General features: G+C 71.6%; 17 protein-coding genes and 1 tRNA gene. 7 read left to right on the top strand and 11 right to left on the bottom strand.

Annotated features, from left to right (window positions below; all coding sequences use genetic code 11):
* Positions 1–36: 36 nt before the first annotated feature.
* Positions 37–1,101, bottom strand: a complete 1,065-nt coding sequence (locus ACYU7L_RS06660) for a glycosyl hydrolase (protein ID WP_460794556.1) — start codon at positions 1,099–1,101, stop codon at positions 37–39.
* Positions 1,098–2,063, bottom strand: coding sequence for a YveK family protein (locus ACYU7L_RS06655; RefSeq protein WP_460794555.1), 966 nt, complete (start codon positions 2,061–2,063; stop codon positions 1,098–1,100). The genes ACYU7L_RS06660 and ACYU7L_RS06655 overlap by 4 nt, the downstream gene beginning before the upstream one ends.
* Positions 2,064–2,260: 197 nt before the next feature.
* On the opposite strand from ACYU7L_RS06655, the gene ACYU7L_RS06650 reads away from it, so the two are divergent.
* From ACYU7L_RS06650 to ACYU7L_RS06630, 5 genes are all read left to right on the top strand, one after another.
* Positions 2,261–3,205: a glycosyltransferase gene (locus tag ACYU7L_RS06650; protein WP_460794553.1), complete on the top strand. Its 945-nt coding sequence runs from the start codon at positions 2,261–2,263 to the stop codon at positions 3,203–3,205.
* Positions 3,202–4,161, top strand: a complete 960-nt coding sequence (locus tag ACYU7L_RS06645; RefSeq protein WP_460794552.1) for a glycosyltransferase family protein — start codon at positions 3,202–3,204, stop codon at positions 4,159–4,161. Before ACYU7L_RS06650 ends, ACYU7L_RS06645 begins: the two co-directional genes overlap by 4 nt.
* Complete coding sequence (locus ACYU7L_RS06640) at positions 4,154–5,206, top strand: glycosyltransferase (RefSeq protein WP_460794551.1); 1,053 nt, start codon at positions 4,154–4,156, stop codon at positions 5,204–5,206. The genes ACYU7L_RS06645 and ACYU7L_RS06640 overlap by 8 nt, the downstream gene beginning before the upstream one ends.
* Before the next feature lie 68 nt (positions 5,207–5,274).
* The gene (locus ACYU7L_RS06635; RefSeq protein WP_460794550.1) at positions 5,275–6,450 is read left to right on the top strand and encodes a hypothetical protein; all 1,176 of its coding nucleotides are present in this window, start codon (positions 5,275–5,277) and stop codon (positions 6,448–6,450) included.
* Entirely contained in the window at positions 6,443–7,813 is a 1,371-nt protein-coding gene (locus ACYU7L_RS06630) for a hypothetical protein (protein ID WP_460794549.1), read from the top strand. Before ACYU7L_RS06635 ends, ACYU7L_RS06630 begins: the two co-directional genes overlap by 8 nt.
* A gap of 16 nt (positions 7,814–7,829) precedes the next feature.
* Here the strand turns inward: ACYU7L_RS06630 and ACYU7L_RS06625 are convergent, their stop codons facing one another.
* Positions 7,830–8,840, bottom strand: a complete 1,011-nt coding sequence (locus tag ACYU7L_RS06625; RefSeq protein ID WP_460794548.1) for a glycoside hydrolase family 26 protein — start codon at positions 8,838–8,840, stop codon at positions 7,830–7,832.
* Positions 8,841–10,435: 1,595 nt separating this feature from the next.
* On the opposite strand from ACYU7L_RS06625, the gene ACYU7L_RS06620 reads away from it, so the two are divergent.
* Entirely contained in the window at positions 10,436–11,170 is a 735-nt protein-coding gene (locus tag ACYU7L_RS06620; protein ID WP_460794547.1) for an AIM24 family protein, read from the top strand.
* Positions 11,171–11,180: 10 nt separating this feature from the next.
* On the opposite strand, the gene ACYU7L_RS06615 is transcribed toward ACYU7L_RS06620, so the two are convergent.
* The 7 genes from ACYU7L_RS06615 to ACYU7L_RS06585 form a co-directional block, all read right to left on the bottom strand.
* Positions 11,181–11,750 (bottom strand): GNAT family N-acetyltransferase, encoded by a 570-nt coding sequence (locus ACYU7L_RS06615; RefSeq protein WP_460794546.1) that lies wholly within the window; start codon positions 11,748–11,750, stop codon positions 11,181–11,183.
* Positions 11,751–11,843: 93 nt separating this feature from the next.
* Positions 11,844–11,933, bottom strand: a tRNA-Ser gene (locus ACYU7L_RS06610).
* A 68-nt stretch (positions 11,934–12,001) separates the two neighbouring features.
* Positions 12,002–12,595, bottom strand: coding sequence for a LutC/YkgG family protein (locus ACYU7L_RS06605; RefSeq protein WP_460794545.1), 594 nt, complete (start codon positions 12,593–12,595; stop codon positions 12,002–12,004).
* Positions 12,592–14,085, bottom strand: coding sequence for a LutB/LldF family L-lactate oxidation iron-sulfur protein (locus ACYU7L_RS06600; RefSeq protein ID WP_460794544.1), 1,494 nt, complete (start codon positions 14,083–14,085; stop codon positions 12,592–12,594). The genes ACYU7L_RS06605 and ACYU7L_RS06600 overlap by 4 nt, the downstream gene beginning before the upstream one ends.
* The gene (locus ACYU7L_RS06595; protein ID WP_460794542.1) at positions 14,082–14,858 is read right to left on the bottom strand and encodes a (Fe-S)-binding protein; all 777 of its coding nucleotides are present in this window, start codon (positions 14,856–14,858) and stop codon (positions 14,082–14,084) included. Before ACYU7L_RS06595 ends, ACYU7L_RS06600 begins: the two co-directional genes overlap by 4 nt.
* 71 nt (positions 14,859–14,929) lie before the next feature.
* Positions 14,930–15,403, bottom strand: coding sequence for a nucleoside deaminase (locus ACYU7L_RS06590; protein ID WP_460794539.1), 474 nt, complete (start codon positions 15,401–15,403; stop codon positions 14,930–14,932).
* Positions 15,400–15,885 (bottom strand): tRNA adenosine deaminase-associated protein, encoded by a 486-nt coding sequence (locus tag ACYU7L_RS06585; protein WP_460794537.1) that lies wholly within the window; start codon positions 15,883–15,885, stop codon positions 15,400–15,402. Before ACYU7L_RS06585 ends, ACYU7L_RS06590 begins: the two co-directional genes overlap by 4 nt.
* 140 nt (positions 15,886–16,025) lie before the next feature.
* On the opposite strand from ACYU7L_RS06585, the gene upp reads away from it, so the two are divergent.
* Positions 16,026–16,667 (top strand): uracil phosphoribosyltransferase, encoded by a 642-nt coding sequence (upp, locus tag ACYU7L_RS06580; protein ID WP_460794536.1) that lies wholly within the window; start codon positions 16,026–16,028, stop codon positions 16,665–16,667.
* 95 nt (positions 16,668–16,762) lie between these two features.
* On the opposite strand, the gene ACYU7L_RS06575 is transcribed toward upp, so the two are convergent.
* On the bottom strand, positions 16,763–16,936 hold the full coding sequence (locus ACYU7L_RS06575; RefSeq protein ID WP_460794535.1) for a hypothetical protein: 174 nt from the start codon (positions 16,934–16,936) through the stop codon (positions 16,763–16,765).
* Positions 16,937–17,068: the final 132 nt, after the last annotated feature.

Genomic DNA, 17,068 nt, shown 5'->3' with positions numbered 1-17,068 from the left:
CCCTTCAGGAGCGGGGGCCCGTGACGAGGAGGGCGGCTACGTGCCCGCGAAGAGCTCGCGGAAGAGCCTGCCCCCCTCCTCGAAGGTCGTCATCAGGCGGTGCTCGCCGTCTGCGCCGTCGAACTCGAAGTAGGCCTGGTAGAGCACCGCGTTCTCCGGATCGGTGATGAAGTCGTGCATCGCGCGCAGGTAGTGGAGGTTCTCGCCGCCGCCGGTGCCGTCCGGGCGCTCCCACAGTCCCCACTCGGGCAGCGACATCGGCTTCCCGCGCTCGCGGGCGAACTCGCTCCAGAACGCCAGGCCGAGCTCACCGCCGTGCACGTAGTCCTCCCACGAGGTCTCCTGCATCTCCTCGCGGCAGTCCGCGTCGCAGTCGTCGGGATAGGGGTAGACGCGCGAGTTCACGTCGTAGGCGTCCACCCCGATCACGTCCACGACGTCGTCGCCCGGGTAGTAGTCGACCGCGTCAGTGGCACCGAGCCCCTTGTTGGGGTTCCAGTCCAGCACGAAGTCACTGCCAGGGACATGGAGCGCCTCGGCGATGCGTCGCCAGTACTCCTTGAAGGCCGCAGAGTCGAGGGTGAACCAGGGTGACGAGCCGAGGTTGAACTCCCACCCGATACGCAGCACCGACCGGCCGCGGCCAGCCGCCACGAGGTTCTCACCGAGCTGGCGGAAGTAGTGGTCGTACGCCCCGGTGGCGCCGGTCTCGATGGAGGCGCTGTGGTCGGCCTCGGGCAGCATGGCGACACCGAGGACCAGGCGACGCGGGTTGCCGTCCCAGGCCTCCAGGAGGTAGTGCGGATTCGCGATGTCATCCCAGGTGGCGCGCGCGGAGTAGTCGACGATGACGTCGACGGGACAGCCCAGCCACCGCTCGAACGCGCGGACCTCCCGCGGGTTGGTCTCCCGGAAGACCCCTACGTCGGGGGCTCCCGCTGCGTCGCAGCCCTTCGGCTCGGCCACCATGGTCGCCGCGCCCCGCTCCCACCCCTCGATGTCGCGGTGCGTCCGATCCCGGCTCTCACCTGAGCATGCCGCCAGGGCCGCGGAGGCGAGCACTGCGGTGACCAGCCACGGCCGCATCACGGCCCTGCTCACGATGCCTCGGGGGAGAGCTCGTCCCCGCGTTGACGGGCGACGTGGGCCGGCGAGGCGAAGGACTGACGCAGCCGCGGCCCCCCTCGGCGGGCGGCGGCGGGCTCCGGTGCGGCGACGGGCTGCGGCGCGCCAGTGCGTGAGGTCTCGACCGGAGATTGTGCGACGGGGCGGTGCGTGCCGCCCGCGGGGTGCGGATCACCGGCGGGGTGCTGGCCCCCGGAGTGGGACGCGGTAGGAGCGGGGTACGGGACCACGCCCGGGTGGGGGGCGAGGATCCGACGGTCGCGGAGCAACGAGACGCCGATCGAGCACATCAGGCCCACCAGTCCCAGGAGGACGGCGTTGCGCACCAACGAGGACGTCTGCTTGGCCGCGGCCGGCTCCGCCAGGGAGACGCCATCACCGAACAGCGCGGCCTCCCGCTGGGCGAACTCCAGGCGATCGGGCTGCAGCACGCCCTCGATCTTGGCGAGCGTGGCGGCCACCGATGCCGCGATGTGGCCGCGGTAGGCCAGCACGATCTGATCCACCATCACAACGGCGTCCTTCTTGGAGACGCTCGAGGCCCGCACCGTGACGATGTTGGAGTCCTTCGCCGGCACCACCTCGACGAACTCGCGCAGCTGCGCCACCGAGCTCGCGTCGGCCCCACCTTCGATCGCGGCCTTGAGGACGGGGGTCGACATCATCACCGCGGCCTGCTCCTCCACGAAGCGTGACGGGTCACTGACGTAGTCGCGCCGACCGGTCGGGTCGAACGCCGCCTGCGACGACAAGAACACCTGCGACTCGGCCTGGTAGGTGGTCGGCTGCACGGTGGTCAGGAGGAGCCCGCCCACCACTCCGAGGAGGGTCAGCACGAGCACCAGGACCCAGTGCCGCCGCATGCTGGCCGAGACCCGGGACTGGTCAGGGCCGACGCGGCGATCGTGGGTCGACGAGATGTAGTGCGGCTGGGACATGCGGGCTCCCCCCGATGCTTTCGACAGCGGTCCCGGTCCTCCCGGGCACCGACAGGCAACCAGCGCATGCCCGGGACAGGCAGTACTCCGTCGGACGCTTAGCCCTTATTGGGTAACGCCCAGCGCCTCCCGCCTCCGGACCCTGGCCGCGAAATATCGTGCCTGACTCGGAGGTCCGGGTGGGGAAGGAAGTGGCCATGGAGGGTCGGATCGGGGTCGTCGTCCCGTGCCGCAACGAGGAGGCGACCATCGGCAGGTGCCTTTCGGCCCTGCGCGCCCAAGCGGCTGTCGGACGCATCGTCGTCGTCGACAACGCTTCGACCGACGCGAGCCGGACGATCGCCGCAGCGCTCGCGGACCAGGTGGTGAACCTGCCCGGGGCCCGCATCAGCGCCCTTCGTAATCACGGTGCCAGTCTGCTGGCGGCCGGCCGCACGGAGCCCCTGGAGGCGGAGCCTCTGGAGTACGTCGCCTTCGTCGACGCCGACTGCGAGGTCGCCCCCGGCTGGGCGGCCGCCGCGCTCGAGGCGCTCCGGGACGCTGACCTGGTCGGGTCCCGGACGTTCGCCCCCGCCGGAGCCGGCTGGGTGGCCTCGCGCTGGGCCGCGATCGAGCGGCGTACCGCCGGTCCGGACGCCCTGCTGTGGAGCCAGCACCTGGTGCTCCGACGCGATCTCTGGGAGCGGCTCGGCGGCTTCGACGAGACGCTCGTGACGGGCGAGGATGCCGACCTGTCACTCCGGGTGCGTCGGCTGGGCGGCCGGATCGCGCTGGTCGAGGGCATGACGACGCTGCACCACGGCTTCCCGCCGAGCCTTCGACGGTTCGTGCGCCGCGAGGTCTGGCACACCTCCGCTCCCGGCTGGTTCCCGCGGATGTCCGGCCGCAGCCGACTGTCCGTCGTCGCGACGACGGGGTGGCTCCTGCTGGGCACCCTGGCCACGACGCGCGCCGCCACGGGACGTGGTGAGCCGTTGCTGCTCTGGTCGGTCGCCTCGTCCGCGGGTGTCCCCGCCCTCGGCCTCGTGGCCGGCAGGTCACCCCGGCACTGCGCCCAGGACGGCGTCCTGGTCGGCCTGTGGAATCTGGTCCGGGCAGCACGGCTGCTCCAGCCCCGCACGGTCCGGGGAGTCGCCCGATGAGCATCGACCCGCGCGGCGGCACCGAGGTCGTCGGCGACTCCCCGCAGGCGAGCTTCGAGGTCGTGGTGGTCAGCTACCGCAGCCGCGGCCAGATCGAGGGCCTCCTCGCCGGCCTGCCGGCGGACCTCCCCCTCGCGCTGGTCGACAACGCCCGCGGCGCCGACCGGGTCGAGGAGCTCGCAGGCTCGCGAACGGCCGGCCGCTATGTCGACACCGGCGGCGGCGCCGGCTACGCCCGAGCGGCCAACCTCGGCGTCCGGACCTCCCGGCACCCCTACGTCGTGCTGGTCAACCCCGACACCCGGCCCACCCTGGCCGTGCTCAGGGCCCTGGTCGACGACGTGGCGGGCGACCCGGCCTGCGCCTCGAGTGCCGCGCTGAACGTCGGCCCCGACGGGACCAGCGAGATCGGCACCGGCGGCTGGGAGCCGACCTTCGCGCGGGCGCTCGCCCACGCGGCCGGGATCCACGCGCTGCTTCCCCACCACGGCCTGTTCGCCCGGCCGCGGGTGGGCGAGCAGATCGACCTGGACTGGACGACCGGGGCGGTGATGGCGGTGCGCCGCGAGCTGTTCCTCGATCTCGGAGGCCTCGACGAGCGCTTCTTCGTCTACAGCGAGGACGTCGCGTACGGACGCACGGCCCGGGAGCGGGGGCTGCACCAGGTGCTGCGCACCGACCTGCCCGTGGCGCACGCCAGCGGGGGCTCGGGGGCGCCGTCGCTGGAGATGATGCGGTTGCGCGGAGCGTCGTTCGCCCGCTACGTGGGGACCACGCGGCCGCCGCTGCGCGCGCGGGCGGTGGCAGGGGTGGTCGGCGCGGGGTACGTGGTGCGCGCGGTCCGCTCACGGATCAAGCGCGACCCCGAACGGGCCCAGGAACACCTCATGTATGCGCGCGGCGCCTTCACTGCTCGTGCGTGGGTCGCCGGTGAGGAGGTGACGGATCGTGACTGACGTCGCTGCCGTGGGGTCCAAGGTCCTCCCAGCATCGGCATCCGCATCCGCATCCGCACCGAGGCTGCCGGCGCTCCCGCCGGAGGTGACCGTCGTCGTACCTGTGCGCAACGAGGAGGGCACGATCGACCAGTGCCTGCGCTCGGTCCTGGCCCAGGACTTCACCGATCTCGAGGTGGTCGTAGTCGACAACGGCTCCAGCGACGCGACGCCGGCGATGCTGCGCGGATGGACCGAGGCGGACCCACGGGTTCGCGTGCTGACCCGGGATCGGCCGTCGATCCCCGCCTCCCTCAACGCCGCCCTGGCGGCCTCGCGTGGACGGTGGCTGGTGCGCGTCGACGCCCACTCGACGATCCCACCCGACTATGTGCGCCTGGCCGTACAGCTCCTGCGCACCGGCCGCTGGGTCGGCGTCGGCGGTCGTAAGGACGCCGTCGCCGTCTCCCCCACCGGGGAGGCGATCGCGGGCGTCCTCGCCTCCAGGCTCGCGGTGGGCGGCTCGACCTACCACTACGGGACCGTCCCCCAGCCGGTCGAGCACGTCCCGTTCGGCTGCTATCCCACGGCGCGCCTGCGGGAGGTGGGCGGTTGGGACGAGGAGATCGCCAACAACGAGGACTTCGAGCTGGACCAGCGACTACGTCGCCACGGGGAGCTGTTGTTCGACCCCTCGCTGCACATCGCGTGGCAGGGCAGGGAACGGGTCACGGACCTGTTCGGCCAGTACCGGCGCTACGGCACCGGCAAGCCCGCTGTCGCACTCCGGCACCCGGGCAGCGTGTCGCTGCGCCACCTCGCCCCACCCGCCCTCGTCGTCTGGCTGACGGTCTGCGGTCTGCTCTCCCCCCGGCACCCCCGCGCGAGCCTCGCGGCACTAGCGCCGTACGCCGTCGTGATCAGCGTCGCCAGCACCTCGATCGTCCGCGGACTGCCGCGCACGGCCAACCGGGCGGCGGTCCCGGCAGCGCTCATGGCGATGCAGGTCGGTTGGGGAGTCGGATTCTGGCAAGGCACCCTGCGGCTGCTCCGCGCCCGGCGATGAGCGCGCTCCTCGTTCCCCCGAGGGCCACGGAGGACTCCCCGGATTCCGCCCGAGCATCCGCTCAGGCCGTGCCGATCATCTGCGCCGGCCTGATCCTGTGCGTGCTCCTGCAGCGGGTGGCGGTGCCGGTGGGGGAGAACGGCATCTCGTCCGTCCTCGTGCTCGGCTACGGGGTGCTCGGGATGCTGCTCCTGCTCAACCTGGTCGAGCACGACCGGCGACGCACACAGCTCTACCTGTTCGCATGCGCGGCCTGCGGCCTGGCCGCCTGGAGCGGCGCCTGGACCGGGCGTCCGGTGGCGAGCATGTCCTTCCTGCTCCTCGTCGTGGTCTACGTGCCCTGGGTGTTCCGGCTGCGCCCGCTCGCCGGGCCTCCCGACACCACCTGGCGGGTGGTGCGGTTCTTCGCCCAGATGATGACCTTCTTCGCCGCCGTGGCCATCGGCCAGCAGGCCGGGCAGCGCAGCGGCGCCTGGCCCTTCCACGACTACCTCGCCGACCTGCTGCCCCCCGAGCTCCTGCTCGGCGACTACAACACCGTGATCCCGACTGAGTATGGCTCCCCCGTGATCAAGTCCCAGGCCTTCGTCTTCCTCGAGCCGTCATTCCTCTCCCAGTTCCTGGCGCTCGGGATCCTGGCCGCCCTGCTCGTGCGCGCACCGCTGTGGCAGCCCTGCCTGATGGGCCTCGGGATGCTCGCGTCGTACTCCGGCACCGGCATCCTCCTGCTCGCCGTCGGCGGCCTCATCCTGATGCTGCGGAGCCCCTCGGCCGTGCGCCCCCGAATCGTGGCGGCCACCGCAGCCGTGCTGCTGCTCGCCACCTCCTCCCCGCTCGCGGCCCCGCTGCTGGAGCGCTCGGAGGAGACCCAGGACTCGACGTCGAGCTGGTCGTTGCGCTTCGTCCTGCCCTACGAGGAGGTCGCGAAGGGGCTCCAGGCGGCGCCGCACCGCTACCTCACCGGCGCCGGACCCGGCTCGGCGGAACGGCTGCTCGAGAACGACAAAGAGGGCGCAGGCCTGGCCGTCGTCTATCCGGTGGCACCCAAGCTGCTCTTCGAGTACGGCCTGCCCGCCGGAGGGCTCTTCCTGGTCTTCTGGTTCGTGGCCCTCCTACGGGGGGCGTACCTGCGCGTGCTGCCCGGATCGCTCGTGTTCATGCTGGCGGTCCTGTCCGGGAGTCTCCTCCAGCCCTCGACGATCGTGTTCACGTGGCTGCTCTCCTGCGTGTTCGCCGATGACTAGCGGATCGACCCGAGCCCGCGCCGGCTGGACCTTTGCCGACCAGTTGGTGGCCAGCTCGACGAACGCCCTCCTGTCGATCGTCGTGGCCCGCTCTGTGGACGCCATCGAGTTCGGTGCATTCGCGCTCGCCTTCCTGGTGTTCGCGTTCGCGGTGGGGCTGGTCCGTGCGCTCGTGACAGACCCCCTGCTCATCTCGCACTCCGGGGACGAACCCGCCGCCCAACGGCTAGCGTGCGCCCGGGCGGCAGGGGCCTCGTTGGTCTTGGGTGCGATGGCCGGCGCACTCTGCCTGGTGGGGGCTGTCGTCGCTCCCGAGGCACCCGGACGAGTGCTGCAGGCGCTGGCGTTCGTGCTGCCCGGACTACTGCTCCAGGACGCCTGGCGACGTGCGTTCTTCGCCCTCGGCCGTCCCCGCGCCACCTTCGTGAACGACCTGGTCTGGTCGGTGCTCCAGCTGTCGGGCGTGCTGCTGCTGATCCAGGCGGGACAGCTGGAGGTCGCGCCCCTCGTCCTCGCCTGGGGCGTGAGCGGGGGGCTGGCGGCCGCGCTGGGATGCCTCCAGATCCGACGGGCCCCACGTCCCGTCCAGGGCATGAGGTGGTTGTGGGAGCAGCGCGCCCTCGGAGGTCGCCTGGGAACGGACTTCCTGATCAGCCAGGGGGTGTTCACCGTCGCGCTGGCCGTGATCTCGGCGACCGCGGGCCTCGCGGTGGTGGGCGCCATCCGCGCAGCCCAGGTGCTGTTGGCCCCCGTCCAGGTGATGCTGCTTGCCCTGTCCTCGCTCGCGCTCCCGCTGCTGGCGACCGCCCGGGTCGACGCCCCGCGCTTCCGACGAGTGCTGCGCGCCATCACGGTGGCGGGAGCCGGGTGCACGGCGCTCTACTGCCTCCCGCTGCTCCTCATACCGGACTCCGTCGGGTGGCGGCTGATGGGGGCCAGTTGGGTCGGCGCAGAATCGGTGCTGCCCCTGCTCTCGGCCCAGATGCTGCTGATCGCGGTCGCGACCGGCCCGGCCCTCGCTCTGAAGGCTCTCGCCCGGGCCACGGCTCTCCTGCGGGTCAGCGTTATCCAGGCACCGATCCTGCTGGTCGCCTCGGTGGCCGGGGCCGAGCTCGGCCGGGCGCCCGGCGCGGCGGCCGGGTTCGTGCTCGCCCACGTCGTCGGCACGTGGGTGATCTTGGGTGCGGTGCGGGGCGCCACCGCCGCGGTGGACGGTCTCGACGCACTGCCGCCGTCCCTCCCTGGAGGGAAGGACGGCGGCAGTGAGGTGAAGCCTCAGACGCAGGGGGCCTCGGGCGAGGAGTCTCGCAGGGAGACGCCTGCGGAGGACGGCACTACGGCGATCTCTCGACGTGCCTCCTGAGCTGTCCGAGGCCAGGTCACCACAGGGAGCTGTAGGCCGAGCGCGCGCGGGGGTTCTGGCTCACGAGGCTCGAGGCGACGTAGGACGCCGGCTCCTCGAAGTACGACTCGTAGGTCAGTCGAGCGCGGTAGCGCTCGAAGAGGTTGTGCATCGCACGGATGTAGAACGGGTTGTCCCCACCCGTGTGGCCAGCCCACTGGCTGCCGGACGAGACGCCCCACTCGCTCACGCCGACCTTGGCGCCCCGCTTGCGGGCCCACTTGAACCACCACTCGATGCCGTACTGCCGGTTGAAGCGAGCCTTGGCCTGCTTGGCGTTCCGGACCGCATCCCACTGGTCGTAGTAGTCCGGCGCCACGATGTCGACGTACTTCTTGCCCGGCCATGCGGCCGTCGGCGCCACTCCGGTCTGCGACTGACCCTCGTTGGGGGTCCAGGCGATGCGGAAGCGGTTGCCGGGGACACCGCGCAGCGCGGTGGCAGCCTCCCGGAAGCGCTGGCGCCATGCGCCCTGGTTGGCCTTGGTGATGTGCCAGCCGTTGGGGAGGTTGAACTCCTTGCCGATGACGATGATCGCGTCGCGCTCCCCCCGCTTGACCAGGAGGCGACCGAAGGCGCGCCACTGCTTCTTCGCGGGCGTGTTGACGCTTGAGTTGTTCGGCCATGTGGGGACCGTCACCTCGAGGCGCGCGCCCGCACGGCGGATGCCGGCAGTCTGGTCGAGCCACCACGTGTCCATCATCGTGGCGAAGGAGTCACGCTGCGGGTGCACCGAGACGATGTCGACGCTGGAGCCACGCATCCGCTCGAACGACTTCGCGGTCTGGGTGCTGTGCGCGAAGACCCCGGAGAGCCATGGCTTCCCGGACTGGGCCCGGGCGCGCTGCGACGGTGTGGTCTGGCGGGAGGTGTCGGCGGAGGCAGCGGAGGAGCCGGCCGAGGGAGCTGCCTGGGCGCCCGTGACGGGGGTCAGGCCGGTCAGGCCGATGGCGAGCAGGCCGGCGACGGCGGTGAGTCTCTTGTTCATGTTTCCTCGAACGAGGCGCCCGAGGGCAGGAGTCATCGTCCGGTCGGCGGTGCCGCCGGACGACGCACGTGCTGAGGTGGCCTGGACGTGGGCCGGTGGTGCAGTGGGCCGCGCTCACGCGGCAGTCCTCGTCGGGGCTCTCGTGGTCATGTGCTGGCGAATCGCTATCACCCACGCGTGGAACTCGCGCGAAGGGTGTGCGGCTGTCAGACGGTGATGTCCACCCACGGGTGTGTCAGAGCACACTCCCGCGCACCGTCGTCGCGACGCTTTCTACCCACTTGGGGCATTGACGAAGCGACGATGTGAACGTATACGCATCGTCAACATCAAGGCTAATTCCGGTGTCGGAAATCCGGCGTGAGCATCACCACAGGCGGTGCCCCGGAGCGGCCCCGACGCCTCGACCGCCGGCCCCAGGCGGCGTCCGGCGTACGGCGTGGGCTGCGCAGACGTGTAGCGAGGAGAACCATGGCCGTTTGACACGGTGTAGGAGTCTTGGCCGGTTCGACTGGTTGCCCAGCTACCTGACGCCACTTCCGCCTTGGTTCTCCTCGCACTCACATTCAAGCCCAGGCGCAACTGCCGCCACAGGGCCCAACGGCCCTGCCACGACCCACCCGCCACGAGGCAACGTGGTGCCCCCTGCGCGTCCCGCTCGCGACAGGCCGGCGACCGTCCCCCCGGGTCGTGTGCCCCACGACGCGCCCCGGCGCGCTCCCCGACACACGACCGACAGGGGGCCAGGGGCCCAGGGGGCCAGGGGGCCAGGGCCCAGGGGGCCGGGCGCACCCTCGGGGCAGACGTGTAGCGAGGAGAACCATGGCCGTTTGACACGGTGTAGGAGTCTTGGCCGGTTCGACTGGTTGCCCAGCTACCTGACGCCACTTCCGCCTTGGTTCTCCTCGCACTCACATTCAAGCCCAGGCGCAACTGCCGCCACAGGGCCCAACGGCCCTGCCACGACCCAGCCGCCACGAGGCAACGTGGTGCCCCCTGCGCCCCACCCCGCCTACTGCGACATCCAGGAGGGCGGCGGCGGGGGCGGTGATGTCGGCGGGACAGGCCCCGATGACATAGGCCCTGACCCTGCAGGTCCCGGCGGCGCACTCGGCCCTGGTGGCGGTGGCGGGGGCGGGGGCGGGGGCGCCGCACCGGGTGGCGGGGGCACGCTGCCGGAGGACATCGCCCCAGGCGGCACCGCCGCGGTCTGGAGAGCGAAGGAGCGGATGGCGCCCTGTCCCTCCAACGCTTGCAGCGCGTTCATGACCCGCTCACGTTCCTCGGAGGACAGCGGTCGCCCCGTGGCCTCGAGGTAGGTGATCACGCCCAGGTCGCGGAACAGTCGTTCAGGGTTGAGGGCCGCCCCTGGACCGCCCATCCCGGCGCCGGCGAGCGCCGTGTCTGCCTTGGCTGCGAGGTCGTTCGCGGCGGCCTTCGCCTTGTCGAGAAAACTCATGACCAGTACCTCCGACCGGTTCAGACGGGTTCCCGGGATCCGCTTCGAAGCCTACGCAGCGCGCGCCCGGCTCACTAGAGTCGTGAGCAGGTCCGACCACGGGGCCGGACGTTCACCCAGAGAGGGGACGACTGCCATGGCCATCCACGGATCGCTGTTCTCGGACTTCAAGGAGAACACCTCCCAGGACCCGTTCTCGCTGCAGAACAAGAAGTTGCTCAAGGTCCAGATGGGCTACGGGCCCGTGTGGGCGAGGAGCGGCTCGATGGTCGCCTACCAGGGCGACGTGCACTTCGAGAACAAGGGCGCAGGCGGCCTGGGCAAGATGTTCCGCTCGGCGATGACCGGCGAGGGTGTCGACATGATGCAGTGCACCGGACAGGGCGAGCTGTTCGTCGCCAACCTCGCCTCCGAGGTCCAGGTGATGTACCTCGAGAACGACGAGATCTCCGTCAACGGCGCCAACGTGCTCGCCTTCTCCTCCTCCATCGAGTGGGACATCAAGCGGGTCCAGGCGCGGGGCGCGGCGATGACCGGCGGCCTCTACAACGTCTTCATGCGCGGCACCGGGTACGTCGCGATCACCACCGAGGGCGAGCCCGTCGCCCTCGACGTGGCGAGCAGCCCGACCTTCGCCGACGCCCAGTCGGTCGTGATGTGGACCTCCGGGGTGCAAATGGACATCCGGGTCGACACCGGCGGCATCAAGTCGATGCTGCGCGGCGGCAGCGGCGAGACCTTCCAGATGGCCTTCACCGGCCAGGGCTACGTGCTGGTCCAACCGAGCGAGTCGGTCCTGCAGGGTGGTCACCAGGCGGCCGCGCCGACCAGCAGCGGCGGGGGCGGGCTCGGCGGACTGCTGGGTGGCTAGCTCGACTTGATCATCGCGCAGCGCTGGACTTGATCATCGCGCAGCGCTGGGTGCCGTCGACCCCCGGGAGCGACGCCTCGTGGGCCATCGTCGCGGCGAGCTGCGGGTCGATCTCGTCCTCGGAGAGGAAGCCATAGCCCAGGCGCAGGTAGTACGGCCCGTTCCACGGTACGGCGCGGAAGGTCGTGAGCGTGGTGGCGCGATGTCCCGCGTCGCGGCCCCACGCCTCGACGTGCTCGAGCATCGCCCGGCCGAGCGCGCGGCCGGCGAAGTCCGGTGCCACCGAGACCTGGGCCACGTGGGCGTTGGCGTCGAGCACCTCCGCCACGACGTACCCCGCGACCACCGAGCCGCCCCCCGAGCTGGCCCCCGAACCGAGCACCGAACTGGCCCCCGAACCGAGCACCGTCACCCAGAGCCGCCTCGCCTCGATCGCCTCACGCAGAGCAGCGATGTCGGGCAGGTCCTCGGCGATCTCCGGCATGCCGATGGTGCGGAAGACCCGCCCCGCCTCGACCTCGACGGTGACGAGCCGCGGGAGGTCCGCCTCGGTGCCGGGGCGGATCACGGGTTGCCGCATGGCGCCCACGTTGTCACGTCGCGCGCGGGCGGCGCACAACGACGAAGCGCCGCCCCCGGTCCTCGTGCGGAACCTGGGAGCGGCGCTTCGCTCTGGCGGTGGCGGAGGGATTTGAACCCTCGGTGGGCTTGCACCCACAAACGCTTTCGAGGCGTTCTCCTTAGGCCGCTCGGACACGCCACCGCCGGTGAATCTACCCGACCGGGTCGCCCGGACGGAATTCGGGCCACCCGTGCGGCGCGTCACCCACCTCAGCTCACGATGATCACGTGCAACGTCCGCGGCCCGTGCACGCCCTCGACCCGGTCGAGCTCGATGTCACTGGTCGCACTGGGGCCGCTGATCCAGGTCAGCGCGGACAGCGGGTCGAGCAGACCCATGGCGTCGGGCACGTCCGCCACCACCTGGTCCGCGGCGACGATGCAGACATGGATGTCCGGCACCAGCGAGATCGCCCGGCGCCCCTGGCCCGGCCCGTGGTCGAGCACGATCGTCCCGGTCTCGGCGATGCCCACCGACGCCCGGGTCACCACGGCGTCGAAGGCGTCGAGCTCCGCAGCCGAGAAGTCGACGTCGACCACGGCCCCTGGCACAGCCAGGTCGAGCCCGCCGGGCACCACGACGGCTGCCCCGGCGGGCAGCGCGGCGGCCACCCGGGCAGCCACCTCGTCGACACCGCAGCGCTCCACGACCGCGCGGTAGTCCGCGACCCGCTCGGCGAACAGCTCCATCACGTCGACACCGTCCCGGGCGGTGCGCGGCACCGGCGGGACCTCCCCGAAGCGCTCCACGTCGCCCAGGGCGTCGCGGACCCGCCCCAGGATCTCCTCACGGGCGCTGCTCACTGGTCATCACCTCTCGTGCCGCCGTCGGTCCGCTTCCACCACGCCCGGAAGGACTCCTTGGGTGGCGCGGCGATGTCGCGGGCCCCGGTCCACGCCGCCGCCCCCGGCCCCGGGATCCGCCCTGCGGCGGCCCGGCCGCCCGGCAGGCTCGTCCTCCCGAACCGGGTCAGCACCCGACCGGCCACCCCTGCCGCACGCTCCCCCAGCCCCAGCCGGCGGGAGTCGGAGAAGGCCCAGGCCGCGCCCTTCATGGCCAGCGCCTCGGCCTTCGGAACCCGGTCGTCGCGATGGGAGTCGACGACCTTCGTGCGCAGGTGGACCAGCACCTCCGGGATGTCGATGCGCACCGGGCACACCTCGAAGCACGCCCCGCACAGCGACGACGCGTAGGGCAGTGAGTCGGTCTGCGGGTCGCCGGTCCCCTTCATCAGGGGATTCAGGATCGCGCCGATCGGACCGGGGTAGACCGAGCCGTAGGCGTGCCCCCCGACCCGCTCGTAGACGGGACAGACGTTGAGGCACGCCGAGCACCGGATGCACCGCAGCGCCTGACGCCCCACCTCGTCGGCCAGTGCCCGGGTCCGCCCGTTGTCGAGCAGTACGACGTGCACCTCCTGCGGCCCGTCGCCGGGCGTGACACCGGTCCACGTCGAGGTGTAGGGGTTCATCCGCTCCCCGGTGGAGGAGCGCGGCAGCAGCCGCAGGAAGACGTCGAGGTCCTCCCACGTGGGGATCACCTTCTCGATGCCGACCACGGAGACCAGCACCTCGGGCAGGGTCAGGCACATCCGCCCGTTGCCCTCCGACTCGACGACGACGAGCGTCCCGGTCTCGGCGACGGCGAAGTTGGCGCCCGACACCGCCACCTTGGCGCGCAGGAACTTCTCACGCAGGTGCAGCCGGGCAGCCGCGGCGAGCGTGGCTGGATCGTCGGTCAGGTCGGCGGGGGCAGGTCGGCCGACGTCGGCCATCCGACGTAGGAAGATCTCGCGGATCTCGGCGCGGTTGCGGTGGATCGCGGGGACCAGGATGTGGGAGGGCAGGTCCTCGCCCAGCTGCACGATGAGCTCGGCGAGGTCGGTCTCCCAGGCGGCGATGCCCTCCGCCTCGAGGGCCTCGTTGAGGCCGATCTCCTGGGTGACCATCGACTTGACCTTGACCACCTCGTCGACGCCGTGGCTCTTGGCCACCGACGCGACGATCGCGCAGGCCTCCTCGGCGTCGCGCGCCCAGTGGACGACCGCTCCTCGGGCGGTCAGCGCCGCCTCCAGGTCGACCAGGTGCCGGTCGAGGTCGCGCAGCGCGGCGTCCTTGACGGCGGCGCCGGTGAGCCGAAGCTCCTCCCACTCCGGGACCTCCGCCACGACCCGGGCCCGCTTGTCGCGGATGGTCGCCGTCGCGTGGGCGAGGTTGTGGCGCAGCTGGGTGTCGCCCAGCGCCTCGCGCGCGGCGATCGGGAACGTCGGCATCCCCACGAACGTGCCGCTCATCGCGCGCCTCCCGTCGTACCGGCGGCCGCGACCGGGACCGGCCCGTCCTCGGTGCACGCCAGGATCTCGGCGAGGTGCATGACCCGCACCCCTGCCCGCTCCCGCGAGAGCATCCCGCCGATGTGCATCAGGCAGGAGTTGTCTCCGGCCACCAGCACCTCCGCGCCGCTCTCGCGGACATGGCGCGCCTTGTCAGAGCCCATCGCGACCGAGGTGTCGGCGTTCTTCACCGAGAACGTGCCCCCGAAGCCGCAGCACTCCTCGGCTCCGGCCAGCGGCGCGAGCCGGATCCCGCGCACCGCCTGCAGCAGCCGCAGCGGCTTGTCGCCGACGTGCGCGACCCGCAGCGAGTGGCAGGTCGGGTGATAGGTGACCCGGTGCGGGAAGTAGGCCCCGACGTCGATCACGCCGAGCACGTCGACGAGGAACTCGCTGAGCTCGAAGACCCGCGGCACCGTCTCCGCGACGGCGGCGACCAGCCCAGCGTCGCCGGAGCGCTTGGCGACCAGGCCGTGCTGGTGTCGCGCCGACCCGGCGCACGATCCCGACGGCACGACGATCGCGTCGTACCCCGCGAAGGCGTCGACGAAGCCGCGTACGACGGGCACCGCCTCGTCGAGGTAGCCCGTGTTGACCATCGGCTGCGCGCAGCAGGTCTGGGCGGCGGCAAAGTCGACCTCTACCCCCAGCCGGCGAAGCAGCCGCACCACCGCCTTGCCTGTCTCGGGAAACATCGCGTCGTTGACGCACGTGACCATCAGGGCGACACGCATGCGACCTCCTGCGGGCGGGTGATGGGAGCCAGCCTGTCAGAGGGCACGGACGGACGGGTCGGACTCGCGCGTCAGGATCCGCGGTGGCCGCGGAAGAAGTCGTCGATCAGCGCCATCGACTCGCCGGCCAGCACGCCGGCGAGGACCTCGGGGCGGTGGTTGAGTCGGCGGTCGCGCACGACGTCCCAGAGGCTGCCCACGGCGCCCGCCTTCTCGTCGTACGCCCCGAAGACGACGCGGGCGACCCGGCTGAGGACCGCGGCCCCGGCGCACATCGTGCAGGGCTCCAGGGTGACCACCAGGGTGCAGCCCTCCAGGCGCCACTCGCCACGAGTCCGGGCGGCCTGGCGCAGGGCCACGACCTCGGCGTGGCCCGTGGGGTCGGCGTCGGCCTCGCGCACGTTGCGACCGCGACCGATCACGGCGCCGTGCTCGTCCAGCACCACCGCACCGATCGGCACGTCACCGGTCGCGAGCGCCGCCCGCGCCTCGTCCAGGGCGAGTTCCATGGCCGGTGCCCACAGGGCGTAGAGCGAGGGGGTCATGCAGACGCGAGGCCGACTGCCTCGTCGAAGAGGGCTCCGAAGCCCAGCTTGCGAGCGATGTCGGAGAGCATCTCGTCGGGGAAGAGCTCGTAGTCGTCGATCAGCACGCCCATGTCCATCGCGTGCATGCCGACGTCGCCGCAGATGTCGAGGTCGCCGGCCGGCAACGGCTCGTCGTCCTCCTCGGGGAGCGGCAGCCCCAGGTGCTCGACCACGGAGAGCGCGAGCTCCCACTCGTCGGCCGCGGTCACGTCGGAGAGCAGCAGGCGCACGCTCGGGCCGGTGACGCGCACGAGGACGAAGAAGTCCTCGTCGATGGCGACCATCCCCAGCGCTCCCCCGTCCCCCGGGAAGCGACGCAGGGCCGAGGCGAAGGTGTCCACGTCGGTGACGACGGCGGGGGCCAGCTCGACCAGCTGCCACTCGCCCTCCTCGCGGTAGGCGGCCAGCGCGAAGTCGATGCCGTCCAGCTGGTCAGCCATCTGTGACTCCTCTGATCAGCGTTCCCGGCGCGTGCGCGCCCTCGGCCCGACCCGGGCCCATCCAGCCTGACAGACGGTGTGCGTCGTGGCCAACCCCATTCGGCACTCGCCATCTCGAGGGCACCGACTAGGGTTCGCCCATGCGCACCCACGTCGTCCACCACCCCCTCGTCTCCCACAAGCTCACGACGCTTCGCGACGAGACGACCGACTCCCCGACCTTCCGTCGGCTGGCCGACGAGCTCGTCACGCTGCTGGCCTACGAGGCCACGCGTGACGTCCGCGTGACCGACGTGGACATCACCACCCCCGTGTGCCCCACCACCGGCGTCAAGCTCGCCACCCCCAAGCCGCTCGTCGTACCCATCCTGCGCGCGGGGCTCGGCATGCTCGACGGCATGATGCGACTGCTGCCCACCGCGGAGGTCGGATTCCTCGGCATGGTGCGCAACGAGGAGACCCTCGACGCGTCGACCTACGCCGAGCGGCTCCCCGACGACCTCTCGGGTCGCCAGTGCTACGTCCTGGACCCGATGCTCGCCACCGGCGGCACGCTCGCCGCGGCGATCCGGTTCCTCACCGACCGCGGCGCCGACCACATCACCGCGATCTGCCTGCTCGCCGCTCCTGAGGGCTGCGAGCGACTCGAGCGCGACCTCTCCGACCTCGACATCCCGATCACCGTCGTCACGGCCGCGATGGACGAGCGGCTCAACGAGAAGGGCTACATCGTCCCCGGTCTCGGCGACGCCGGCGACCGGTTGTACGGCGTGGCGCACTGAGCGGTCGGCGTACGGATCTCGACGTCGGGCGCTGAGCGCCCTGCTCGATCGGCAGGGCGTGTCGGGCGCTGAGCGCCCTGCTCGATCGGCGGGGATCAGGCGTCGAAGAAGGGCACGACGCCGGTCGCGATGAGGACCATCACGAGCAGCACCAGCAGTCCCAGCGCGGCGTAGGCGATCTCCTTGTTGCCGCGCTCCTCCGGCGACTCCGGTGCGTCGTACCGGTGGCCGTCGGGGCGGGCCAGACGCTCGTCTTCCTCGGACTGCATGGGTCTCTCCTGGGGCTCGGGTTCCCTCCCCGGCGAGAGGGGAGGTACCCACCCCGATTGGTCACAGACGACAGGCGCCGGACCGTTCTTGGTGCCGTTGGGGACCAAACGGCAACAGGTCCGGCAACAGGT

The organism is Nocardioides pacificus (assembly GCF_054775955.1).
The sequence above is the reverse complement of the archived record's forward strand: the minus strand, read 5'-3'. Positions and strand labels throughout refer to the sequence as shown.